Source organism: Catellatospora sp. KI3 (assembly GCF_029948125.1).
Taxonomy (GTDB): domain Bacteria; phylum Actinomycetota; class Actinomycetes; order Mycobacteriales; family Micromonosporaceae; genus Catellatospora.
Genome location: NZ_JASAMB010000009.1, coordinates 1 through 22516 on the forward strand (window position 1 = coordinate 1; position 22516 = coordinate 22516).

Consider the following 22516-nt stretch of genomic DNA (forward strand, 5'->3'; position numbering starts at 1 on the left):
CTGCGGAGCTCGCGATGACCACCACCCTGAGCCGTCACTCGACGGAGCCGACCGCGCCGCCCGCCCGCCCCGCCCCGCGCCGCCGCCGGGTGTTCACCGCCGAGCGCCGCCCCGGCAAGCTCACCTACCTGTCGCTGCTGGCCCTCGCGTTCTTCGCGGCGCTCCCGCTGTACTGGATGCTGGTCGTCGGCTCGCACGACAACGGCGTCCTCGGGCAGGTCCCGCCGCCGCTGGGCCTCGGCGGCAACCTGATGGCCAACCTCGAACGGGCCTTCGGCACGGTGCCGTTCTTCAAGGCGCTGACCAACTCGTTCCTGGTCTCCAGTGCCATCACGCTGAGCGTGGTGCTGTTCTCGACCCTGGCCGGGTTCGCGTTCGCCAAGCTGACCTTCAAGGGCCGCAACGCGATGCTGCTGATCATCATCGCCACCATGATGATCCCGAACCAGCTGGGCGTCATCCCGCTGTACATGCTCATGGCGAAGATCGAGTGGACCGGCCAGATCTACGCGGTCATCGTGCCCGCGATGGTCAACGCGTTCGGCGTCTTCTTCATGACGCAGTACCTGTCGGAGGCGGTGCCGACCGAGCTGCTGGAGGCGGCGCGCGCGGACGGCTGCACCACGTTGCGCATCTTCTGGCATGTGGTGCTTCCGGCGGCCAAACCCGCGGCGTCGGTGCTGGGCATGCTCACCTTCATGACGGCCTGGAACGACTTCTTCTGGCCGCTGGTGGTGCTCACCCCGGAGGATCCGACCGTGCAGACCGCACTGTCGACCCTGGCCAGCGGCTATGTCGCGGACTTCTCGCTGACGCTGACGGGTGCCTTCGTCGCGACGGTGCCGCTGCTGCTGGTGTTCATCGGGCTGGGCCGCCAGATCATCGGCGGCATCATGCAGGGCGCCGTCAAGGGCTGACGCACGACTTGTATCGAGGGGTTGACACAAGCACTACGCTTTGTATCAACCCCTCGATACAAGGAGGCTCCGTCATGGCGTACCGGCTCCTGGGCATCGCCCTGGGCGCGGTCGTGGCCTGGCAGGTCGCCGACCGGCTGCCGCTCGGCCGCGGCTACGCCCTGGCCGGCCCCGCCTTCGCGCTGACGCTGCTGCTCACCGCGCTGGCCGCCGAACGCCTGGCGCCCCGACCCGGGGCCACCGGGCCGCGCTCGGCGTCGCTGGCGGTCCGCCGCATCCGCGACTACCTGCCGGTCTACCCCAGCTGGGTGGCGGGCCTCGGCACCGTCGCCCTGGTCGCGCTGCTCTCGGTGACCACGGCCGTGGCCGTCGCCGACGACCAGGGCCGCGCCGGCCGCGCCATCAGCCGGAACTGCGACGACGGGGTCATGACCAGTAGCCCCTGGCCGGGCGGCTACTACGCGCTGCCGATCCTCGCCGCCACCGGCGCCTGCCTGCTGCTCGCTCTGGTCGCGCTCCGGGCGGTCGCCCGGCGACCGCGCCTGGCCGGCGACGACGGCACGCGCCGCCGGGCCGCCGAAGTGATCATCAGCGGGTACGGCATCGCCGTGCTGACGCCGCTGGCCGGATGCGCCAGCGCGGCCGTCGCCGGCGCCTTCGCCGTCCAGTGCGGAGCGCACCGGACGGGCGTCGTCTACACGACCGCGGCCGTCGCCGCGGTCACCCTCGTCGTGTTCTGGGCGTACCTGGTCTCGGTGCTGCTGTTCGGCCGTAGGGTGCGGGCATGAGCGAGCTGCCCGAGATCGCGGTCGACCCCGGGCTGCACGTGCCGCCGTACGAGCAGATCCGGCAGCAGCTCGCCGACCTGATCACCGGCGGAGTGCTGGCCACCGGGCACCGGCTGCCGCCCATCCGGCAACTCGCCGCCGACCTCGGCCTCGCCGTGGGGACGGTCGCGCGGGCGTACCAGGAACTGGAGTCGGCCGGGCTGGTCCACACCCGCCGTGCCGCCGGGACCGCGGTCGCCCCGCTGAGTGCCCAGCCGGCCGAGGGGCGCGCGGAGACGCTGGCCCGCCAGTACGCCCAGGCGGCGAGGCGACTCGGCCTGACCGCCGACGAAGCCCTCGCCGCCGTGGCCCGCCACTGGCCCCCCACCCCCTGACACCGCCCCTCGCCCCCGCCCCGCCCCGCCGCGCCCCGCCGCGCCCCGCCGCGCCGCGCCCGTGGGCTCGGGTGGTGCAGTTTCGGGGAAAGTGCAGGGATCTTGGCCGGAATTCGAGCACTTTCCCCGAAACTGCACGCCGCCCGCCCGAGGGCGGGGCGTCACTGGGGCAGGGGCGGGGTCTTCCACATCGCGGCGAATCCGGCGGCCTCGCCGAACAGCCAGCGGGAGATCTCGCCGACCCGGCGCGGCTCCACCCGATGGCTCACCCCGCGCCGCACGTCCACCAGCACCGGCTCGCCGTGCGGAAGGATCTGCCCCATGTTGGCGCGCATCAGGTGCAGCGTGGCCGTGACCAGCTCCGTAGTCGGCGGCTCCTCGTCGAAGTGCAGCCGCACCGCCTCCACCCGGCCGTCGTCGTAGCGCAGTCCGAAGTGGGCGCTCACCCGCACCGGCAGGTCCGCGATGATCGCGAGGGCGTCGTTGACCGGGGTCAGGTGGGCGGTGTGCGGCTCGCCCAGTGAGCGCAGGTAGCGCGTCGCGCCGGCCGTCAGCGCGTCGTAGAGCCTGCTCCAGCGGGGGTTGACCGCCTTGCGGACCGCCGCCAGATGCGTGCCGTCCATGCCGAACTCGATGTCGTTCTTCAGGGCCTTGACCATCTGGCTGTGCGGGTTGAACCCGCCGCCGGTCTCGCGCTGGCGGCGCAGTTTGCCGACGAACGCGGCCTTGGCGGGTCCGGTCCGGTCGACGTAGCGGGTGAACGCGAGCAGGGTCGCGTAGGGCAGCGCGGCGCGGGTGTCGGTCGATGTGTCGGGGGTGGCGACACGGATGGTCATGGCGGCTCCATTCGCAGGTCAGCGGCCTTGATTCGAACACACATTCTAATACATCCGAGCCCCGTTTCCCATCCCTCACAGCCCCCCCGCCGCCATCTCCCGACCCCGCCCCACGATCGACGCTGGCCTATCTAGGGCACCGATTTTCACGATCTGTCCCCTAGATAGGCCAGCGTCATTGAAGGGCGCCGCCACTATCGCCCGCCCAGCCCAGCCCAGCCCAGCTCAGCGAGCCGAGCCAGCGCCGAGCTAGCCAGCCCGGCGAGCCAACCCGGCACAGCGAGCCGAGCCAGCCGGCTGAGCCAGCCCAGCCCAGCCCAGCTCGGCCGGGCCAGCCCGTCCGGCGCCGTCGTGCCTTGTGTCGCCTCGCCACGGCTCGTGTCGGTTGGCGTGCGGGGGTTGCCGCGCGTTGGCGGGGTGGTGGTTGGCGGGTCGGCCGGTGGTGTGGCGGGTTCTGGCCGGACGGGCGGGTATGCGGCAGCGGCACCGTTGGCCAGAATCGGCGGCGTGTATCTGCTGCGTCGTCTGACCAATTCGCCCCGGGCACTGCTGTTCAGCTACCTGCTCCTGATAGCGGTCTCCGCTGGCCTGTACAAACTGTTCGAACACGACAAGTCTCTCGGCGACGCCCTGTGGTGGGCGGTGGTCACCGCCTCCACCGTCGGGTACGGCGACACCTACCCGACGACCACCGCGGGCCGGATCCTGGCCGGTTTACTGATCTCGGTGATGGTCCTGTTCGTGATCCCGCTGATCACGGCGCATTTCGCCAGCAAGCTGATCGTGAACAACGACGCGTTCGTGCACGAGGAGCAGGAAGAGATCAAGAACCAGCTCCGCGAGATCCGCGCCATCCTGGAGTCCCGCCGCGACCCTGCCACCCCGGCCGCCTCCGAGCACCGCCACGCCGCTACTCCGCACTGACCGCCGGCGATCGTGGCCGTGTCGGCCGCCGCTGGTGGCGCTCAAGTCGAAGTGATCGCCACCAGCGGTTGTTTCGTCCACTCAGCCTGGCAAGATCGCGATTTGCGGTCGCCTCGACCTAGCCCAGTCCGCACATGATCGCCGTCTGCGGTCGTCCGGGCATCGCACAGCCTGTCTGGTGACCGCAAGCAGTGATCAAGGCACGGGCCGCGTCCATGATCAGTGTTTCGGGGCCGTGTGGGCCGACCCGGCGGCTTCGCCCGGCCGGCGGCTTCGTCCGGCCGGCGGCTTCGTCCGGCCGGCGGCTCGCGCCCAGGGCGGTGGGCCTGGCCGGAAGTTGGCGCCAAAGCGGTCAGGATTCGAGAAGTCCTGGTCAGGGGCTCGCGGCTAGGGTGATCGAGAAGGACATCACCACTAGTTCAGGAGTGACCGTGACCGGCTCTACGACCCAGGGCATCAAGACCGTGCTGCACCCCGTGACCGACCTCGCTGCCGCCAAGGCCGTCTACACCGCGCTGCTCGGCGTCGAGCCGCAGCACGACGCGCCGTACTACGTCGGGTATGAGGTCGAGGGCCAGCACATCGGGCTGGTGCCGGGTGGCGCCGCGCAGGGCATGACCGGGCCGGTGGCGTACTGGCACGTGCCGGACATCGAGGCGAAGCTGGCTGAGCTGACCGCCGCCGGGGCGAGCGTCAAGGACGGGGTGAAGGAGGTCGGCCCGGGCCGCCGGGTGGCCACCGTCACCGACGCCGACGGCAACGTGCTCGGGCTGCTCCAGGACCAGTGAGCGTCGTCCGCCCCGCCGCCGGGGTGAAGAAGGGCCCCTTCTTCTACGCAATGCGATAAGAAGGGGCCCTTCCTTACATCCCCGCGCGGGTGGGGAGGGAGGCGCGTCGTTAGCTGAGAGCGGGGGAGCGGGCTACCGTAGCCCGGTTCACGACAGATGGGGAGACGATGAGCAAGGCCACGAGGGCGGGTGCGCAGGCGCCCGTGCCGCACGATGCCGACAGCCACGACATGATCCGCGTGCACGGGGCGCGCGAGAACAACCTCAAGGACGTCGACGTCGAGATCCCGAAGCGCCGCCTGACGGTGTTCACCGGCGTCTCGGGCTCGGGTAAGAGCTCGCTGGTGTTCGACACCATCGCCGCGGAGTCGCAGCGGCTGATCAATGAGACGTACAGCGCGTTCGTGCAGGGGTTCATGCCGACGCTGGCGCGGCCGGAGGTCGACGTCCTCGACGGCCTGACCACCGCGATCATCGTGGACCAGGAGCGGATGGGCGCGAACCCGCGCTCCACGGTCGGCACCGCCACCGACGCCAACGCGATGCTGCGGATCCTGTTCAGCCGGCTCGGGCAGCCGCACATCGGCTCGCCGCAGGCGTTCTCGTTCAACGTCGCCTCGATCAGCGGCGCGGGTGCGGTGACCATCGAGAAGGGCGGCCAGACCACCAAGGAGCGGCGCAGCTTCAGCATCACCGGCGGCATGTGCCCGCGCTGCGAGGGCATGGGCCGGGTCAACGACTTCGACCTGACCGCGCTGTACGACGCGAGCAAGTCCCTCAACGAGGGCGCCCTCACCATCCCGGGCTACACCATGGACGGCTGGTACGGCCGGATCTACCGGGGCTGCGGCTTCTTCGACCCGGACAAGCCGATCGCGAAGTACACGAAGAAGGAACTGCACGACCTGCTCTACAAGGAGCCGACGAAGATCAAGGTCGAGGGGATCAACCTCACCTACGAGGGCGTGATCACCAAGATCCAGAAGTCGATGCTGGCCAAGGACGTCGACGCGATGCAGCCGCACGTCCGGGCGTTCGTCGAGCGGGCGATCACGTTCACCGTCTGCGCCGACTGTGGCGGCACCCGGCTGAGCGAGGCGGCCCGGTCCTCCAAGATCAAGGGCATCAACATCGCCGACGCCTGCGCGATGCAGATCAGCGACCTGGCCGAGTGGGTACGCGGCCTCGACGAGTCCTCGGTCGGGCCGCTGCTCACGGCGCTGGGCGACACCCTGGACTCGTTCGTCGAGATCGGGCTGGGCTACCTCAGCCTCGACCGGCCCTCCGGCACCCTGTCCGGCGGCGAGGCGCAGCGTACGAAGATGATCCGCCACCTCGGCTCCTCGCTGACCGACGTGACGTACGTCTTCGACGAGCCCACCATCGGCCTGCACCCGCACGACATCCAGCGCATGAACGACCTGCTGCTGCAGCTGCGCGACAAGGGCAACACGGTGCTGGTGGTCGAGCACAAGCCGGAGGCGATCGTCATCGCCGACCACGTGGTCGACCTCGGTCCGGGCGCCGGCACCGCCGGGGGCCAGGTCGTCTTCGAGGGTACGGTCGACGGCCTGCGCGCCAGCGGCACCCTGACCGGCCGCCACCTCGACGACCGCTCGGTGCTGAAGGACAAGGTCCGCAAGCCCAAGGGCAAGCTGGAGGTGCGCGGCGCCGCCACGCACAACCTGCGCGGCGTCGACGTCGACATCCCCCTGGGCGTGCTGGTCGTGGTCACCGGCGTGGCCGGCTCGGGCAAGAGCTCGCTGATCCACGGCTCGGTGTCGCCCCGCGACGGGGTCGTCACCGTGGACCAGGGTGCGATCAAGGGCTCGCGGCGCAGCAACCCGGCGACGTACACCGGGCTGCTGGAGCCGATCCGCAAGGCGTTCGCGAAGGCCAACGGGGTCAAGCCCGCGCTGTTCAGCGCCAACTCCGAGGGCGCCTGCCCGACCTGCAACGGCGCCGGGGTCATCTACACCGACCTGGCGATCATGGCGGGCGTGGCCACCACCTGCGAGCAGTGCGAGGGCAAGCGGTTCGACGCCTCGGTGCTGGAGTACCACCTCGGCGGCAAGGACATCAGCGAGGTGCTCGCGATGCCGGTGACCGAGGCGGTGGAGTTCTTCGCCAAGGGCGAGGCCAAGACCCCGGCCGCGCACAAGATCCTGGAGCGCCTCTCCGACGTGGGCCTGGGCTACCTGACCCTGGGCCAGCCGCTGACCACCCTGTCCGGCGGCGAGCGCCAGCGGATCAAGCTGGCCACCAACATGGCCGACAGCGGCGGCGTGTACGTCCTGGACGAGCCGACCACGGGCCTGCACCTGGCCGACGTCGAGCACCTGCTCGGCCTGCTGGACCGCCTGGTCGACTCCGGCAAGTCGGTGCTCGTGATCGAGCACCACCAGGCGGTCATGGCGCACGCGGACTGGATCATCGACCTCGGCCCCGGCGCCGGCCACGACGGCGGCACGATCGTGTTCGAGGGCACCCCCGCCGACCTGGTCAAGTCCCGCGCCACCCTCACCGGCCAGCACCTCGCCGAGTACGTGGGCAGGTAGCGGCAGCGTCGATGGGCATCCGTACCTTGTGCGGATGCCCATCTCCCGCTCCTAGCGCCGGAGTTGTTCGAAGCGGAACTCGCGGATGAAGCAGTCGCGGGGCTGCGCCACGGCGAACAGCACGCAGTCGACCACCGACTGGGCGGTCAGGTCGCTGTCGGCCGTACGCGGGCCGTCCTGCACGAAGTCCGGCGGGAACAGCGAGATGACCCGGATGCCCTCGGGGCGCAGCCGGTGCGACAGGATCTCGGCGAGCCCGGCCTGGGCATGCTTGGCGGCGTAGAAGGCCGGGTGGGCCTCGGAGCGGTGGTTGCCGACCTCGCCGCAGCCGGAGACGAGCGTGACCACATCGGCCCGGTCCGAGGCGCGCAGCAGCGGCAGCAGGTGCTTGGTGAGCAGCAGCGTGCCGGTGCCCGCCCCGGCGAGGGTGTTCTCGATGGCGTCGTCGGCGGCGTCGAGCAGGTCGGGCCCGCTCAGGTAGGCCGCGCCGTTGTGGATCAGCACGTCGAGCCGGTCGGTGCGCTCGGCGATCGCGGCGGCGTAGGCGCGTACGGTGTCGGGCCGGGCCAGGTCGCAGGCGAACGCCTCGACGCGACCGTGCTGCGCCAGGTCGGCGGTCGAGGTGACGGCGGCCGGGTCGCGGGCCGCCGCGTACACGTGGGCGCCGCGTTCGGCGAAGGCCAGGGCCAGGCGGCGGCCGGTGTCACGCCCGGCGCCGGTGACGGCGACGCGCAGCCCCTCGAAGGTCATCACAGGACAGATCGAACCATGGGCGGGCGGGTCTTGGTCCACGGTGACTCCAGACCGGGTGGGTGCCGGTGCCCGGGCGGGCGCCGTGGGGTGCGGCGATCGTAGGCGGGGGCGCGCCGGAGCCGGGCGGAACCGGCGCGACCTGACCGCGGCTCGGCCTGAGCCGGCCTGGGAGCGGGATGCACCGGCACCGCCGCCCCGGAGGAGTGGGCGGTGCCGGTGGTGGAGAGCGCTCTCCACGCCGAGGAGTGTTACGCGGTTGTTGCCAGCCGTCAATACCCGAGGAGAATGGTGTCCATATTGCTCGCCAAGATGACGGTTCACGAGGCGTTCCATTGACACCGGCCGGGGCCGCCCGCAGACTCGGCGAGCGGATAACGCTCTCCCACGATCATGACGTGCTGCGCCCGCCCAGGAGGTCGGCCATGGACCCAGCCCTCGCCCCCACCCTCTCGCGACCAGACTCCAGCCCTGGTCAGCCCGTCCACCACGGCCGAACCGAGCCGCCGCCGACGGCGACCCGCCCGGGCGCCACGTTGGGAAGGGGCCCTTCTACTACGGATAGCGATAAGAAGGGGCCCTTCCTTGCGCTGAGGCTGGTGGGGGTGGTGGTGGCGGTGCTGCTGGCCGGGGCGGGCTGCGGCGGGGCCGCCGCGCCGGGTGCCCCGGCCGCGCCGCCCCGCCCGGTCGCCTCGCCGCTGCTGCTGCAGGGGGCCGACGTGGCCTGGCTACAGCTCATGATCTCGATGGACGGGCAGCTGATCGCCCTGCTGGAGCGGGCCGAGCAGCGTGCCGGCGACGCGGCCGTGCGCGAGCTCGCCGGGCGGCTGCACCGGGAGCACACGCCGGAGCTGGACCGGCTGGTCGAGCTGCGGACCCGGGCGGGCCTGCCGACCGACGACATCCACAAAGGCCATGACATGCCGGGCATGGTGACCGACGCCGACCTGGCCGAAGTGGACGCGACGGCCGCGACCGGGTTCGACGCGCTGTTCCTGACCCGGGTGCGCGAGCACCTGGACCAGTGCGTCTCGCTGGCCAAGTCGGAGCAGGAAGCGGGGACGGATCCGGCGATCCGCGCGGCGGCCACTGCCGTGGAACGGGAACGGGCAGCTCAGCGTGCCGAATGGGACCGGGTCGCGAAGGGACGTATTGACGTACCGGCAACCGGGGCGTAAAACTCTTGGAGAGCGCTCTCCATCGTACTGCGGTGTGAAGCGGCCATGCCCGCCAGCAGCTCGCGGTACGGCCCGTCCCAGTTCGGCCGCTCCCGCCTGCCCAGGGCGTGGGCGTGCCCCCACCTCCCGGGAGATCGCATGACAACCTCCGGCCAGTCCCGGCCGAGCCGCGCCCTCATCCGGCGCGGAATTCTCGCCGCGGCCGCGCTGACGGCCTCGCTGCTGGTGGCTCCGGCCCCCGCCGCGCAGGCCGCCACGCAGCTGCTGTCGCAGGGCAAGCCCGCGACGGCCTCCTCCGTCGAGAACGGCGGCACCGTCGCGACCGCCGCCGTCGACGGCAACCCCACGACCCGCTGGTCCAGCGCGTGGGCCGACCCGCAGTGGCTGCGCGTCGACCTCGGCTCCTCCGCCACCATCAGCCAGGTGGTGCTGCAGTGGGAGTCGGCGTACGCGAAGGCCTTCCAGATCCAGGTGTCGGCTGACGGCAGCAACTGGACCTCGGTCTACTCGACCACGACCGGCCCCGGCGGCACCCAGACGCTCAACGTCTCGGGCACCGGCCGCTACGTGCGCATGTACGGCACGCAGCGCGCCAACGGCTACGGCTACTCGCTGTTCGAGTTCCAGGTGTACGGCGACAACGGCAGCACGCCCCCGACCTCCGGGTACGTGCTGGCCAACCCGCAGGTCACGGGCGTGACCCCGTCGACCTACAACCCGCCGCACGCCTACTTCCACGAGTTCCAGGCCAACTGCGCGTTCAGCCACGACAAGCCCGACGACCCGATCGTGTTCGCGGGCCTGCCCGGCGCCTCGCACATGCACACGTTCATGGGCAACCGCACCACCAACGCCAACAGCACCACCGCCTCGCTGCAGGCCGGCACCTCGACCTGCACCGCGCCGGACGACAAGTCGGGCTACTGGATGCCGACGATGTACAACGGCAACACGGTGATCACCCCGGTCGGGCCGCAGGTCATCTACTACAAGACCGGCGTCAACGACTACACCTCGGTCCGGCCGTTCCCGCTGGGCCTGCGGTTCGTCGTGGGCAGCCCGTCGGCCACGCCCGACCAGTTCATGTACGGCTCGGTCGAGGGCTGGGAGTGCGGCGAGAGCTACCACAACGCCGACTTCCCGTCGTACTGCCCGACGTACTCCCAGGTCAACGTCCGCTACCAGGCCCCGAGCTGCTGGAACGGCCTGTACCTGGACACGCCGGACCACAAGAGCCACATGGCGTACCCGGTGAACCTGGTCTGCCCGGCCAGCCACCCGATCGCCCTGCCGATGCTCGAGTTCAAGATGGCGTTCCCGGTCAACGGGGACATGTCGCAGGTGCGGCTGTCCAGTGGGCGGGGCTACTCGTTCCACTACGACTTCTTCAACGCCTGGGACCCGGCTACGCAGGCCGCGCTGATCACCCACTGCATCAACGGCGGCCTGCAGTGCAACGCCCGCGGGTACGACGAGACGCAGCCCGGTCGGGGTGCGGCGCTCGGCACGAACTACCGCCTGCCGGCGTAGTACGCACCACGGCGGTCGGCCCCGGCATGGCGGGGCCGACCGCCTCTTCGTGTCCGGGACGGCACGCGGCAGGGCTTGACTTATCTCCGTACGTCGATGAAGCTTCGTCATTGGAGAGCGCTCTCTGACATGATCCTCCACCGCCGTGGCACGTCCCGCTCCCCACGAGACGCTGCCCGGCCTGTCCTGTCAGGAGCAGCCATGTTCCGCAGAACCGCCACCGCCAGGCTGCGCCGCAGCCGAGCGGTGCTGATGACGGCAGCCGCCGCCGTCGCCGTCCTCCTCGCCCAGTCACTGGTCTCCTCCGGCCCCGCCCAGGCCGCCGGGCCGCTGATCTCGCAGGGCAAGCCCGTGCTGGCCTCGTCGGCCGAGAACGCCGCCTTCCCGGCGACGGCCGTGGTCGACGGCGACCTCGGCACCCGCTGGTCGTCGGCGTTCAGCGATCCGCAGTGGATCCGCGTCGACCTCGGCGCCACCGCCGCGATCGACCAGGTGATCCTGCGCTGGGAGGCGGCCTACGCCACCGCGTACCAGATCCAGACCTCGCCCGACGGCAACACCTGGACCACGATCTACAGCACCACCACCAGCACCGGCGGCACGCAGACCCTGCCCGTCACCGGCAGCGGCCGCTACGTCCGCCTCAACGGCACCGCCCGCGCCACCGGCTACGGCTACTCCCTGTGGGAGTTCCAGGTCTTCGGCACCATCGGCGGGGGCGGCGGAGGTGGCGGCGGGTCGACCATCTCCGAGTTCAAGAAGGTCGACGCGTCGTCGTACGAGGGCGGCAACGCCCCCGGCGCCGCCGTCGACGGCCGCACCACCACCCGCTGGTCCTCGGCGTTCAGCGACCCGCAGTGGCTGAGCATCGACCTCGGCGGCACCGCCACCATCACCAAGGTGGTACTGAACTGGGAGGCGGCCTTCGCGCGCGGCTACCGGATCGAGACGTCCAACGACAGGACCACCTGGACGACCATCCACTCGACCAACACCGGCGCCGGCGGCACCGAGACGCTCAACATCAGCGGCACCGGCCGCTACATACGCCTCTACGGCACCGCCCGCGCCACCGGCTACGGCTACTCCCTCTGGGAGTTCCAGGTGTTCGGCAGCGTCGACACCGCCTCCTCGACCGCGCCGCTGCTGTCCGGCCCGACGAAGCCCCCGGCCACCACCGGCCAGTTCGCGCTGACCGCACCCGCCGACGCGGCCATGGTCACCACCACCCGCCGGCCCGCCCTCAGCTGGAACGCCGTCTCCGGCGCCGTCCGCTACCAGGTATGGCTCAACGTCAGCCGCACCGACTACGACTTCACCCAGTCCGGCAACCTCATCGACCTGTACACCAAGGTCGCCGAGCCCACCGGCACCACCTACACGCCCACCTGGGACCTGCCCGACCGCTGGACCTACAAGTGGTACATCACCTCGGTCAACGGCTCCGGCGCCACCACCACCTCCAACATCCGGAAGTTCAGCGTCTACGTCCCCGTCCTGGAGACCGTCGCCGACGGCGTCAACATCGTCAACGGCAGCCGCGACCTGAACAAGAACGGCGCCATCGAGCCGTACGAGGACTGGCGCCAGCCCGTCGACACCCGCGTCAACGACCTCCTGAGCCGCATGACGACCCAGGAGAAGGCGTACCAGATGTTCTACAACGCCCAGACGTTCAACCAGTCGGGCTGGCACTTCGGCCCCGCCGAAGGGCCCGACCTGCACAACTACCTGCTGTCGTCGGCGGCGACCCGCCTCGGCATCCCGTTCGTCTCCGCGGGCGACACCATCCACGGGTACAAGACCACCTACCCCGTCCAGAGCGCCCTCGCGGCGGCGCGGAACTACCCGCTCGACTACAAGCTCGGCGACATGCAGCGCCGCGAGCAGCTCGAAGTCGGCACCCGCGGCGTGCTCGGCCCGCTCGCCGAGGTCGGCACCAAGGTCCTCTACCCGCGCATCCAGGAGGGCAACGGCGAGAACGCCGACGTCGCCGCCGCGCAGGTCCGAGCCCTGGTGGCGGGCCTGCAGGGCGGTCCCGAGCTGAACCCGCAGTCGGTCCTGGCCACGGTCAAGCACTGGCCGGGCGAAGGCGCGGGCGGCGAGGCGCTCATCGTGTACGACGCCGTCACGATCAAGTACCACATGATCCCGTTCCGGGCCGCGATGGAGGCCGGCGCGGTCAACATCATGCCCGGGTACGCGGGCAGCTCGCTGCTCGACCCGGGCGGCCCCGGCGCCGGCGACAGCGCGAAGATCCTCGCCTACCTCCGCACGAACCTGGGCTTCACCGGCCTCATCACCACCGACTGGCTGCCGTCCGGCTCCTGGGTCGGCGCCGCCAACGCGGGCTCCGACGTCATGGGCGGAGCCGACCCCGGCGCTCCCGGCTACTCCATCAACACCTTCACCGCCGGAGTCCCGGTCTCGCGCATCGACGACGCGGTCCGCCGCATCCTCAGACTCAAGTTCCAGCTCGGCATCTTCGAAGCACCCTACGGCGACCCGGTCAACGGCCCGTACCGGTTCCACCAGCCCGCCTACACGGCCCTGGCCAACCAGGCCTCCCGCGAGGCGATGACGCTGCTCAAGAACAACGGCATCCTGCCGCTGCGCCTGAACCCCGGCGACAACATCGTCGTCGCCGGTCCCCGCGCCGCGGACTCGCTGGCCTGCTGCATCTGGACCAGCTACTTCCACAACGAGTACGGCTCGAAGAACATCATCGACGCCGTGCGCGCCCGCGCCGCGACCGCCGGGGTCAACGTCTACCAGGACTCCGGCCCGAACCCGAAGCTGGCCGTCGTCGCGGTCGGCGAAGGCTCGTACACCCATGCCACCAACTGGGTGAAGGAGCAGCCCTACCTGCCCGCCGACCAGCTGGCCGTCATCCAGAACTTCCGCAACCAGAACATCCCGGTCGTGGTCGTCCTGGTCCTGCCCCGGCCCTACGTCATCACCGAGTGGGACGCGCTGCCCGCCGCCACCGTGGTCACCTACCGCGGCGGCGAGGAGATGGGCCCGGCGCTGGCGAGCCTGCTGTTCGGCGACTACACCCCCAGCGGCCGCCTGCCCTGGCAGCTGCCCCGCAACCTGACCGACGTCCTGCGCGCCGGTGGCACCGACGTCCCCGCCGACGCCACCGAATCCTGGGACCTCCCCTACGACCTGGGCGCCACCGCCGCCCAGCGCACCGACATCCGCGCCAAGATCGACGCCAGCGCCCCCGTCCCCACCACCTACGGCAACCCCCTCTACCAGTACGGCGCCGGCCGCATCGGCTGGTGAGTCAAGGAAGGGGCCCTTCTTATCGCTTCCCGTAGTGGAAGGGCCCCTTCCTAACCTCGCGCTCGGTGAACGGGTGGTGGGCCTGTGGCTGCGGCCTGGGAGACTGGGCGGCATGCGGGTGGGGATCCTCGGGCCGCTGGAGGTGGACTCCGGCGGGCGGCACATCGAGATCACGGGGGCGCGGCTGCGCGCGCTGCTGATCCGGCTGGCGCTGGACGCGGGCCGGACCGTCAGCGTGCCCGCGCTCGCCGACGCGCTCTGGGGCGACGCCGCGCCCGCCGACCCCGCCAACGCGGTGCAGTCCCTGGTCTCGCGGCTGCGCCGGTTGCTGCCCGACGGCACGGTCAGCTTCGGCCCCGGCGGCTACCGGCTGGACCTGCCCGCCGAGGACGTCGACGCGCTGCGGTTCGAGCAGCTGGCCCGGCAGGGGCAACGGGAGCTGCGCGCCGGTGACCCGGCCGGGGCCGTACGGTCGCTGGCGGCCGCGCTCGGACTGTGGCGCGGCGAGCCGCTGGCCGAGGTGGCCGACGCGCCGTACGCGGCCGCCCCGGCCGCCCGCTGGGCCGAGCTGCGCCTGTCCGCGGTCGAGGACCGGATCGAGGCGGAGCTGGCCGGTGACGGCGGCGAGCACCTGGTCGCCGAGCTGGAGGAGCTGACCCGGGTCCACCCGCTGCGGGAGCGCCCGCACGCGCTGCTGGTGCAGGCGCTCTACCAGGCGGGACGGCAGGCCGAGGCGCTGTCGGCGTACGACGCGCTGCGTGACCGCCTCGCCGACCAGCTCGGTCTCGACCCGTCCCCGCAACTGCGGGAGCTGCGCACCGCCGTGCTGCGCGCCGACCCGGCCCTGGCCGGGCGCAAGCCCGTCCGGCGCGGCAACCTGCGTGCCGCGCTGACCAGTTTCGTCGGCCGTGAACCCGAGCGAGCCCGCATCGAGCAGCAGCTGGCCACCGGACGTCTGGTCACCCTGGTCGGGCCGGGCGGGGCGGGCAAGACCCGCCTGGCCACGACCGTCGCCGCCGAGCACGCCGGGCGCGGCGACGGCGCGGTATGGCTGGTCGAGCTCGCCGGCGTCGTCGACCCGATCGACCTGACCCAGACCGTGCTGGCCGCCCTGGAACTGCGGGAGCTGCCGCATCTGGAGAGCACGGGCACGCCGCCCGCCCCGCGCGACGCCGTCAGCCGCCTGGTCGAGGCGCTGTCGTCCCCCGGCACGCTGGTGCTGCTGGACAACTGCGAGCACATCGTCGCCGCCGTCGCGCAGCTGGCCGACGACCTGCTCAGCCGCTGCCCCCGGCTGCGGATCGTGGCGACCAGCCGCGAACCGCTCGGCATCCTCGGCGAGGCCCTGTGCCCGGTCACCCCGCTGAGCCTGCCCGAACCCGACGCCGACGTGGCCCGGGCGCTGACCTTCCCGGTGGTGGAGCTGCTGCGCGACCGGGCGGTGGCCGTGCGGCCCGACTTCGCCGTCGACGAGGGCAACGTCGCGGCGGTGGTCGAGATCTGCCGCCGCCTGGACGGGCTGCCGCTGGCGATCGAGCTGGCCGCCGCCCGGCTGCGTACGCTGTCGCCGCAGCATGTGGCCGCGCGGTTGGACGACCGGTTCCGGCTGCTCACCGGCGGCAGCCGTACCGCGCTGGCCCGGCACCGGACCCTGCGCGCCGTCGTCGACTGGAGCTGGGACCTGCTCGGCGAGCAGGAGCGGCTGCTGGCCGCCCGGCTGGCCGTGTTCCCGGCCGGGATCGCCCACGACAGCGCCGCGGGCGTCTGCGCGGGCCCCGACCTGCCCGCCGACGAGGTGCCCGACCTGCTCGACGCGCTGGTCGACCGGTCGCTGCTGCAGCTCGTGCCCGCCGCCGAGCCCCGCTACCGCATGCTGGACACCATCCGGGAGTACGGTCTGGAGCAGCTCGCCGCCGCGGGCACCCTGGCCGCCGCGCGCGGCGCGCACCTGGCCTGGTTCCTGGAGCTGGCCGAGACCGCCGAGCCGAAGCTGCGCGGTCCGGAGCAGATCGAGTGGATCGGCCGGCTCGTCACCGAGCGGGACAACGTGCTCGCCGCACTGCACCACGCCTGCGACACCGGCGACGCCGACGCGGCGGTGCGGATGGGGGCGTCGCTGGGCCTGTTCTGGACGGTGCTCGGCGACAACGCCGAGGCGGCGACGTGGCTGGGGCAGGCGCTGGCGGTGCCGGGGCCGTCACCGGCGCAGACCCGTACCCTGGCCAGGATCTTCCACCTGATCAACAAGGCCGCGGTCGAGCCGTCGCAGGAGGGCGTCGCCAGTGTCATGGAGACGTTCGTGAAGCTGGCGGCCGAGGTGGACCCGGAGTGGGACCACCCGCTGTTCGCGCTGGTCGAACCCGCGATGGCGATGGTGGGCGACGACACCGAGGCCGGGTTGGCCGCGATCGAGCGGCGGCTGGGCCGCGCCGACCCGTGGGCGCAGGCGATGCTGCTGGCGGCGCGGGCGTTCATCCGCGACAACGACGGCGACGCCGACGGCATGTACGCCGACCTGACCGACGCGGTCGCCCGGCTGCGCGCCATCGGGGACCGGGCCGGCCTGTCGGTCGCGCTGACCGCGCTGGCAGAGGCGGAGCTGGTACGCGGGCGCGGTGCGGCCGCCGTGGGCCTGCTGCACGAGTCGATCTCGCTGGTACGGCAGCTCAGCTCCGACGACGACAGCGGCTACGCCCGGATGCGGCTGGCCGCCATGCGCGTGCACCTCGGCGAGTACGACGCCGCCCGCGCCGACCTGCGCGAGCTGGCGCGGGGCGGCAACGGCCGCGACGTGTGCGGTGCCCTGCTGACCCTGGGCGACCTCGCCCGCTACCAGGACCGGCTGGACGAGGCGGGGGAGTACTACGCGGCCGCCAAGCAGCAGGTCGCGGAGACGTTCATGGTGTCGCCGCAGTTCCTGGCGCTGATCGGCACGTCGGTGGCGCACCTGACGGTGGCCCGGCGCGACCTGGACACCGCGCGCGCGGAGCTGGCGTCCGCGCTGGTGGCAGGCGTGCAGGTCAGGGACATGCCGGTGGTGGCGAAGGTCGGCGTCGCGGTGGCGGACTACTGGCTGGCGGTCGGGGAGCCGGAGCGGGCCGGCTACGTGCTCGGGGCGGCGGAGCGCATCCGCGGCGTGGCCGACCGCGGCAGCCCGGACGCGGTACGGGTGTCCGCACTGGTCGAGGCCGACCCGGCGGGCCGCTCCGGCTACGCCCGAGGCCGCGACCTGGACCGCCCCCAGGCCCTCACCGCCCTCGACCTCTGACCGCGCCCGCGCCCGCGCGCCGCGCCGCGCCGCGCCGCGCCCGTGCAGTTTCGGGGAAAGTGCGCGAATCATGGGGCTGATTCCTGCACTTTCCCCGAAACTGCACTCCGCCCGCGTGGCGTGCGGGGGTCAGGTGCGGCGGCGGTAGGCGCGGACGGCGAGCGGGGCGAAGACCGCCAGCATGCCCAGTGACCAGGCCAGGGTGTGCAGGACCGGTGCGGCGGTCGGGCCGCCGAGCATCAGCGCCCGCGAGGCCGCCATCACGTCGGTGACCGGGTTGAGCTTCACCCATGCCTGCAGCCAGCCGGGCAGCGTACTGGTCTGCACCATCATGTTGGTGCCGAAGGTCAGCGGGAACATCAGCACGAACGAGATGCCCTGCACCGCGCCGGGCTCGCGGACCAGCATGCCGATCAGCACCGAGGCCCAGCTCAGGCAGAAGCTGAACACGAGCACCAGCAGGCAGGCCGACAGGCCGAGCAGCGGTGAGGTGCCGAACCGGAATCCGAGGGCGAAGCCGAGCCCGAGCAGCACCACCATCGACACCACGAACCGGATCACGTCGCCGACGACCGCGCCGATCAGCGGGGCCGAGCGGGCGATGGGCAGGCTGCGGAAGCGGTCGAAGACGCCCTTCTTGATGTCGGTGTTGAGGTTGACGCCGATCGCGGTGGAGGCGAACATCGCCGTCTGCACCATGATCGCCGGGAGCAGGAACTGCAGGTACTCGTGCTGGCTGCCCGCGATGGCACCGCCGAGCAGGTACACGAAGATGACCACGAAGATCACCGGCTGGAGCGTGACGTCGAGCAGCTGCTCGGGCGTACGCATGGTCTTGGTCAGGCTGCGCCCGGCCAGCGCGAGGCTGTGCCGCAGCAGCGCGAACGGCCGCCGGGCCGGGGTGGCGGTGCCGGTCCCGCCGGGGCGCTGGGCGGGGGCGAGGGCGGTGGTCGTCATGCGCGCGCCTCCTCGGACGACTTGCCGGTGCCGTGACCGGTGAGGGTGAAGAAGACCTCGTCGAGGCTGGGCAGCCGCAGCGAGAGTTCGACGACGGCGACGCCCGCGGCGTCGAGGCGGCGTACGACCTCGGTGAAGGCCTTGTCGCCGGGGACCGGCACGGTGAGCACGCCGCGGCTGGGCGACTCGGCCTGGTGCCCGCTGACCTCGGCCAGGATCGCGCCCGCCTCGGCCAGGCGGGCCGGGTCGGCGGGGCGGACCACGACGGTCTGGCCGCCGACGATCCGCTTCAGGTCGTCCGGGGTGTCGTGGGCGATGACCCGGCCGTGGTCGATGACCGTGATCTCGTCGGCGAGCGCGTCGGCCTCCTCCAGGTACTGCGTGGTCAGCAGGACGGTGGAGCCGTCGCCGACCAGGCCGCGGACCATGCTCCAGACGTCGTCGCGCTTGGCCGGGTCCAGGCCGGTGGTCGGCTCGTCGAGGTAGATGACGTCGGGGCGGCCGACCAGGCTCGCGGCCAGGTCGAGGCGGCGGCGCATGCCGCCGGAGTAGGTGCGGGCCGGGCGTCCGGCGGCCTCGGCCAGGTCGAACCGGGCCAGCAGCTCGGCGGCGCGGGCGCGGGCGTCGGCGGTGCGCAGGTCCAGCAGGCGGCCGATCAGCACCAGGTTCTCGGCGCCGGTCAGGTCCTCGTCGATGGAGGCGTACTGGCCGGTCAGGCCGATGCGGCGGCGTACCGCGTCGGCGTCGCGGACCACGTCGAGCCCGCCGACGACGGCCCGTCCGGCGTCAGGGCGCAGCAGGGTGGCCAGGATGCGTACCGCGGTGGTCTTGCCGGCGCCGTTGGGGCCCAGCACGCCCAGCACGGTGCCGGGGCGGGCGGCCAGGTCGACCCCGGCCAGCGCGGTCGTGGCGCCGAACCGCTTGACCAGGCCCTCAGCCTGGAAAGCGAAGGTCATCATTCCTCGTTCCGTCAGTCGGTGTGCGACGCGACCACTGTCGGGCGGGCCGCTGCCAGCGCGCGCACACGCCGCTGGCACGGCCGTGTCAGCGGCGTGCGGGCATCCGGATCTGGCAGGTCAGGGCCATGATGCGGTACGTTGCGAAGCCCTCCGCCTCCCGCGAGGTCCCCCGATTTCGGCGAGGTCAGCCATGCACCGGTGCGGCAAGCACGTCGTCCTGTCCGCCCCCGCCTCCGCGGGCTCCCAGTGGGTGAGCTGCGCCGTTCACTACCTGGGCAGCGGCCACCTCCGCGAGCGCTTCACCCGCATGATCGCCCTCGAGTACGGCGGCGAGGAGATCCTGATGCTCGCCCGGATCATCGACCACGCGATGCCCGACCCCGCCTGAAGTGCCGATCCCGCTGTCGCGGAAAACAGGTACATACCTCTCCGAAGCGGATATGTTCGGCGCATGGGAGGCAGCAGCGCATTTCGCGGGTTCGTGCCGTGGATCATCTTCTGGGTGGTGTCCGGCCCCAGCACGTGGGTGTACGCGGCGGGCGGGGCGTTCCTCGCGGCGCTCATCCTGCTGCCGCTGCGCCACCACAAGCCGGTCAGGATCCTGGACATCGTGTCGGTGGTCTTCTTCGGCGCCCTGACGCTCGCCGGGCTCGTGCTGGGCCCCAGCCGGGGGCAGTGGCTGGAGCACTACGCGCAGGCGATCTCCAGCGGCATCCTCGCCATCGTGGTGCTCGGATCACTGGCCTTCACGCCCTTCACCGAGCAGTACGCCCGCGAGCAGACCGCGCCCGAGGTCCAGCAGCGACCCGTCTTCAAGCAGGTCAACCGCACGCTGACGCTGGTCTGGGGGCTCGCCTTCGCGGCCTGTGCGGTCCTCGGCGTGCTGGCGCAGCAGGTCAGCCACGGCAAGGACTGGCTGAACTGGATCCTGCCGATCGTGCTGATCGCGGGCGCGTTCAAGTTCACCATGTGGTACCCGCGGCAGGTCCGCGCCCGCGCGGCGGTCGCGGCGCCGGCCCGGCCCTAGGCGGGGCTCAGCCGCCGAGCGTGGTGTCGTCGCGGGCGTCCATGTAGATGTCGGAGGCGATCCGCCAGCCGTCGGGCCGGCGGGTGAGCACCTTCAGGGAGAAGTTGCGGCGCACCGGCATCGCCGCGCCGTCGGAGGTCTGCTGCCCGGCCCGCTCCAGGTAGGTCTTCACCACCGCCACCTCGGGCGTGAGCAGCCGGATGTCGGCCTGCGGCGGCCCCAGCGGCCGGCCCGCGGCGAAGTGCCGGTCGGCGAACAGGTCCGCCAGGTACGCGGCGATCTCCGGGCCGCCCCGGCGCGACGTGCCGAACGCGTTGGTCCAGTCGGCGTCGGCGGTGTAGAGGTCGGCCACTCCGTCGGCGGACAGGGTCGCGAACGCCGTACCGAGGCGCCGCATCACGTCGCCGATCGCCGCAAGATCCTCGTCAGCCATGCCGCCAGGGTAAGGCCGTACCGTCATCGACCGGGCCTACCTGGACAAACAGCCGCGCCGCAGCCGGGTCGGGCCATACCCTGGCGGCGTGACGACGACTGGCACGGCGTAACTGCGGCGGCGCGAGGACGGCGACTGGGAGATCATCGAGAACGCGCCGGACCGCACCCTGGCCCGGGTGCTCCTGCTGCCGGGGCTGTTCTGCACCGCCGAGTTCTACACCGACGTGCTGTCGGATCCGGCGCTGGCGGCGGCGGGCGTGCTCGCGCGTGCGGCGGATCCGCCCGGCTTCGCGGGGCGCCCGGTGCCCAGGGACTTCGACTACCGCGTGGAGACCTACGCCGACCTCGTCGAGCGGTACGCCGAGCGCGAGGCGGTCGATCTCATCGTCGGGCACTCGTACTTCGCCAACGTCGGGGTCGAGATCGCCGCCCGGGGCCGGTACCGGGGGAAGCTGCTGCTGCTCTCGCCGTCGTTCTCGCGGGCCGACGAGGAGGCCGACCTGCTGTCGCTCGACGGGGCGAGCCGGATCCCGGTGGTCGGCACGCTGGTGTGGCTGGGCATCAACCCGTCGCTGAAGAAGGGGATGCGCGACCGGCTGCCCTCGGCCCGCTTCCACGAGCTGTTCGAGCAGATGAAGCTCAACTCCCACGCCGCCAACCGGCACCTGGTCACCGGCTTCTTCGACCACATCAAGCAGTACGGCGACCTGACCGGCCGCCTGGCCACCGCCACCACGCCGGTGTGGGTGGCCCGGGGCGACCGGGACGAGATCGGGCTCACCCGGCAGGAGCAGGCCGCCATCGCCGCCGCACCGCATGTGCTGCTGCAGACCATCCCGGGCGCGGCCCACTTCTCCATCACCGACACCCCGCACGCGATCGCCCGGCTGGTGCTGGACCTGCTGGACGCCGCGCCGGACTGAGGGGGTGGAGGTCAGGCCCAGGGGAGGGCGGCGCGGTGGTGCCAGTAGGCGGCGGGTGGTTCGGCCAGTTCTGAGAGTGCGGCGAGCTCGGTGGTGGCCGGGGTCAGGGTGCGGGCGGCGAGGTTGCTGCGCAGTTGCGCGACGGTGGCCGCCCCGGACAGCACCACGTCGGCCCACGGCTGGGCCAGCGCGGCCGCCAGCGCGACCGCGTCGGGCGTCGAGTCCGACCCGCTTGCCACCGCGGCGACCGCCTCGGGGGCCGCGGCCGCGGCCAGCCGTCCGTTGGCCATCGCCTCCTTGACGATCACCCGGCAGCCGCGCGACCGGGCGCGGGCCAGCGCGGGCCCGGCCGACGGCTCCAGCGGGTTCCAGGTCGACTGGACGCTGCCGAACAGCGGCCGCCCGCCGACCTCGATCTCCAGCGCCGCGTCGACGGTGTCCGCCTGGCGCGGGCCGCTGGTGGAGAAGCCGACGGTGACGCCGCTGTCGCGCAGGTCGGCCAGCGCGCGGTGCAGCGCGGCATCGGCGAGCGCCGGGCTGTCCGGGGTCAGCGAGTGGATCTGGTACAGGTCGAGCCGGTCGCCCAGCAGCTGCCGCGTCTCGGCCAGCTGCCGGGTGAACGTGGCGAGGCTGTGGTCCTTGGTCTCGTGCACGGCCGCGTCGGTCCGCCAGCCGGCCGTATAGGTGTAGCCCCACTTGCTGCCGACCACCACATCGGACGGGGTGCGCTCGCGCAGCCAGGCGGCCAGGAACTCCTCGGCGCGGCCGTACGAGCGGGCGGTGTCCACGTAGCGCACTCCGGCGGCGTACGCGGCGTCGAGCAGTTCGGATGTGCGCCGCGCGAGCTCGGGCACGGACCGGTCCCCGGGCAGGTCACTTGCGCGGCCGAGGTTGATGTAGCCGGGGCGCCCGACGGCGGCCAGGCCGAGTCCGATCGTCGGCGCGCCGGTGGGCAGCCGTTCCAGTGCCATGTTTGCGTCCAATCCAGGCGGTAGGCGTACGCGCGGGTTCTGTTA

At 72.1% G+C, this 22516-nt stretch carries 19 protein-coding genes; 13 read left to right on the forward strand and 6 right to left on the reverse strand.

Features of this window, described 5'->3' with window-relative positions:
• The first annotated feature begins 14 nt into the window (after positions 1-14).
• The 3 genes from QEZ54_RS16175 (at position 15) to QEZ54_RS16185 (ending at position 2079) form a co-directional block, all read left to right on the forward strand.
• Entirely contained in the window at positions 15-917 is a 903-nt protein-coding gene (locus tag QEZ54_RS16175) for a carbohydrate ABC transporter permease (RefSeq protein ID WP_281305674.1), read from the forward strand.
• Positions 918-991: 74 nt separating this feature from the next.
• Positions 992-1705 (forward strand): hypothetical protein, encoded by a 714-nt coding sequence (locus tag QEZ54_RS16180; protein WP_281305433.1) that lies wholly within the window; start codon positions 992-994, stop codon positions 1703-1705.
• Positions 1702-2079: a GntR family transcriptional regulator gene (locus QEZ54_RS16185; RefSeq protein WP_281305434.1), complete on the forward strand. Its 378-nt coding sequence runs from the start codon at positions 1702-1704 to the stop codon at positions 2077-2079. The genes QEZ54_RS16180 and QEZ54_RS16185 overlap by 4 nt, the downstream gene beginning before the upstream one ends.
• 161 nt (positions 2080-2240) lie before the next feature.
• On the opposite strand, the gene QEZ54_RS16190 is transcribed toward QEZ54_RS16185, so the two are convergent.
• A complete protein-coding gene (locus QEZ54_RS16190) occupies positions 2241-2915 on the reverse strand; it encodes a hypothetical protein (protein ID WP_281305435.1) in 675 nt (224 codons plus the stop codon).
• Between the two features lie 507 nt (positions 2916-3422).
• Between QEZ54_RS16190 and QEZ54_RS16195 the strand changes: the two genes are divergently transcribed.
• The 3 genes from QEZ54_RS16195 to QEZ54_RS16205 all read left to right on the forward strand — a co-directional run bounded on the left by QEZ54_RS16195 (position 3423) and on the right by QEZ54_RS16205 (position 7185).
• The gene (locus QEZ54_RS16195; protein ID WP_281305436.1) at positions 3423-3839 is read left to right on the forward strand and encodes a potassium channel family protein; all 417 of its coding nucleotides are present in this window, start codon (positions 3423-3425) and stop codon (positions 3837-3839) included.
• A gap of 431 nt (positions 3840-4270) precedes the next feature.
• A complete protein-coding gene (locus QEZ54_RS16200; RefSeq protein WP_281305437.1) occupies positions 4271-4627 on the forward strand; it encodes a VOC family protein in 357 nt (118 codons plus the stop codon).
• A 167-nt stretch (positions 4628-4794) separates the two neighbouring features.
• A complete protein-coding gene (locus QEZ54_RS16205) occupies positions 4795-7185 on the forward strand; it encodes an excinuclease ABC subunit UvrA (RefSeq protein ID WP_281305438.1) in 2391 nt (796 codons plus the stop codon).
• A 51-nt stretch (positions 7186-7236) separates the two neighbouring features.
• Here QEZ54_RS16205 and QEZ54_RS16210 read toward each other — a convergent pair whose 3' ends face one another.
• Complete coding sequence (locus QEZ54_RS16210; RefSeq protein WP_281305675.1) at positions 7237-7935, reverse strand: SDR family oxidoreductase; 699 nt, start codon at positions 7933-7935, stop codon at positions 7237-7239.
• Between the two features lie 599 nt (positions 7936-8534).
• Between QEZ54_RS16210 and QEZ54_RS16215 the strand changes: the two genes are divergently transcribed.
• From QEZ54_RS16215 to QEZ54_RS16230, 4 genes are all read left to right on the forward strand, one after another.
• Positions 8535-9113 carry a DUF305 domain-containing protein gene (locus tag QEZ54_RS16215; protein WP_281305439.1) on the forward strand — a complete coding sequence of 193 codons (579 nt, stop codon included), beginning with the start codon at positions 8535-8537 and terminating at the stop codon, positions 9111-9113.
• A gap of 138 nt (positions 9114-9251) precedes the next feature.
• Entirely contained in the window at positions 9252-10643 is a 1392-nt protein-coding gene (locus QEZ54_RS16220; protein WP_281305440.1) for a DUF1996 domain-containing protein, read from the forward strand.
• Between the two features lie 252 nt (positions 10644-10895).
• The gene (locus tag QEZ54_RS16225; protein WP_281305676.1) at positions 10896-13931 is read left to right on the forward strand and encodes a discoidin domain-containing protein; all 3036 of its coding nucleotides are present in this window, start codon (positions 10896-10898) and stop codon (positions 13929-13931) included.
• Between the two features lie 112 nt (positions 13932-14043).
• The gene (locus tag QEZ54_RS16230; RefSeq protein ID WP_281305441.1) at positions 14044-17199 is read left to right on the forward strand and encodes a BTAD domain-containing putative transcriptional regulator; all 3156 of its coding nucleotides are present in this window, start codon (positions 14044-14046) and stop codon (positions 17197-17199) included.
• 129 nt (positions 17200-17328) lie between these two features.
• Here the strand turns inward: QEZ54_RS16230 and QEZ54_RS16235 are convergent, their stop codons facing one another.
• Positions 17329-18156, reverse strand: coding sequence for an ABC transporter permease (locus tag QEZ54_RS16235; protein ID WP_281305442.1), 828 nt, complete (start codon positions 18154-18156; stop codon positions 17329-17331).
• Positions 18153-19112, reverse strand: coding sequence for an ATP-binding cassette domain-containing protein (locus QEZ54_RS16240; RefSeq protein WP_281305443.1), 960 nt, complete (start codon positions 19110-19112; stop codon positions 18153-18155). Before QEZ54_RS16240 ends, QEZ54_RS16235 begins: the two co-directional genes overlap by 4 nt.
• A 193-nt stretch (positions 19113-19305) precedes the next feature.
• Here QEZ54_RS16240 and QEZ54_RS16245 point away from each other — a divergent pair, with 193 nt between their 5' ends.
• Both QEZ54_RS16245 and QEZ54_RS16250 read left to right on the forward strand, forming a co-directional pair.
• A complete protein-coding gene (locus QEZ54_RS16245) occupies positions 19306-19503 on the forward strand; it encodes a hypothetical protein (protein ID WP_281305444.1) in 198 nt (65 codons plus the stop codon).
• 63 nt (positions 19504-19566) lie between these two features.
• A complete protein-coding gene (locus tag QEZ54_RS16250; RefSeq protein WP_281305445.1) occupies positions 19567-20142 on the forward strand; it encodes a hypothetical protein in 576 nt (191 codons plus the stop codon).
• A 7-nt stretch (positions 20143-20149) separates the two neighbouring features.
• Here QEZ54_RS16250 and QEZ54_RS16255 read toward each other — a convergent pair whose 3' ends face one another.
• On the reverse strand, positions 20150-20575 hold the full coding sequence (locus tag QEZ54_RS16255; RefSeq protein WP_281305446.1) for an SgcJ/EcaC family oxidoreductase: 426 nt from the start codon (positions 20573-20575) through the stop codon (positions 20150-20152).
• A 178-nt stretch (positions 20576-20753) separates the two neighbouring features.
• Between QEZ54_RS16255 and QEZ54_RS16260 the strand changes: the two genes are divergently transcribed.
• Entirely contained in the window at positions 20754-21500 is a 747-nt protein-coding gene (locus tag QEZ54_RS16260) for an alpha/beta hydrolase (RefSeq protein WP_281305447.1), read from the forward strand.
• 11 nt (positions 21501-21511) lie between these two features.
• On the opposite strand, the gene QEZ54_RS16265 is transcribed toward QEZ54_RS16260, so the two are convergent.
• Positions 21512-22471, reverse strand: coding sequence for an aldo/keto reductase (locus tag QEZ54_RS16265; RefSeq protein ID WP_281305448.1), 960 nt, complete (start codon positions 22469-22471; stop codon positions 21512-21514).
• Between the last annotated feature and the right edge of the window lie 45 nt (positions 22472-22516).

What these genes read in the sequence shown, in the direction of transcription:
- QEZ54_RS16175 (WP_281305674.1), top strand. Translation starts at nt 15, where the DNA reads ATGACCACCACCCTGAGCCGTCACTCGACGGAGCCGACCGCGCCGCCC.
- QEZ54_RS16180 (WP_281305433.1), top strand. Translation starts at nt 992, where the DNA reads ATGGCGTACCGGCTCCTGGGCATCGCCCTGGGCGCGGTCGTGGCCTGG.
- QEZ54_RS16185 (WP_281305434.1), top strand. Translation starts at nt 1,702, where the DNA reads ATGAGCGAGCTGCCCGAGATCGCGGTCGACCCCGGGCTGCACGTGCCG.
- QEZ54_RS16190 (WP_281305435.1), bottom strand. Translation starts at nt 2,915, where the DNA reads ATGACCATCCGTGTCGCCACCCCCGACACATCGACCGACACCCGCGCC.
- QEZ54_RS16205 (WP_281305438.1), top strand. Translation starts at nt 4,795, where the DNA reads ATGAGCAAGGCCACGAGGGCGGGTGCGCAGGCGCCCGTGCCGCACGAT.
- QEZ54_RS16210 (WP_281305675.1), bottom strand. Translation starts at nt 7,935, where the DNA reads ATGACCTTCGAGGGGCTGCGCGTCGCCGTCACCGGCGCCGGGCGTGAC.
- QEZ54_RS16220 (WP_281305440.1), top strand. Translation starts at nt 9,252, where the DNA reads ATGACAACCTCCGGCCAGTCCCGGCCGAGCCGCGCCCTCATCCGGCGC.
- QEZ54_RS16225 (WP_281305676.1), top strand. Translation starts at nt 10,896, where the DNA reads ATGACGGCAGCCGCCGCCGTCGCCGTCCTCCTCGCCCAGTCACTGGTC.
- QEZ54_RS16230 (WP_281305441.1), top strand. Translation starts at nt 14,044, where the DNA reads ATGCGGGTGGGGATCCTCGGGCCGCTGGAGGTGGACTCCGGCGGGCGG.
- QEZ54_RS16235 (WP_281305442.1), bottom strand. Translation starts at nt 18,156, where the DNA reads ATGACGACCACCGCCCTCGCCCCCGCCCAGCGCCCCGGCGGGACCGGC.
- QEZ54_RS16240 (WP_281305443.1), bottom strand. Translation starts at nt 19,112, where the DNA reads ATGACCTTCGCTTTCCAGGCTGAGGGCCTGGTCAAGCGGTTCGGCGCC.
- QEZ54_RS16245 (WP_281305444.1), top strand. Translation starts at nt 19,306, where the DNA reads ATGCACCGGTGCGGCAAGCACGTCGTCCTGTCCGCCCCCGCCTCCGCG.
- QEZ54_RS16250 (WP_281305445.1), top strand. Translation starts at nt 19,567, where the DNA reads ATGGGAGGCAGCAGCGCATTTCGCGGGTTCGTGCCGTGGATCATCTTC.
- QEZ54_RS16255 (WP_281305446.1), bottom strand. Translation starts at nt 20,575, where the DNA reads ATGGCTGACGAGGATCTTGCGGCGATCGGCGACGTGATGCGGCGCCTC.
- QEZ54_RS16265 (WP_281305448.1), bottom strand. Translation starts at nt 22,471, where the DNA reads ATGGCACTGGAACGGCTGCCCACCGGCGCGCCGACGATCGGACTCGGC.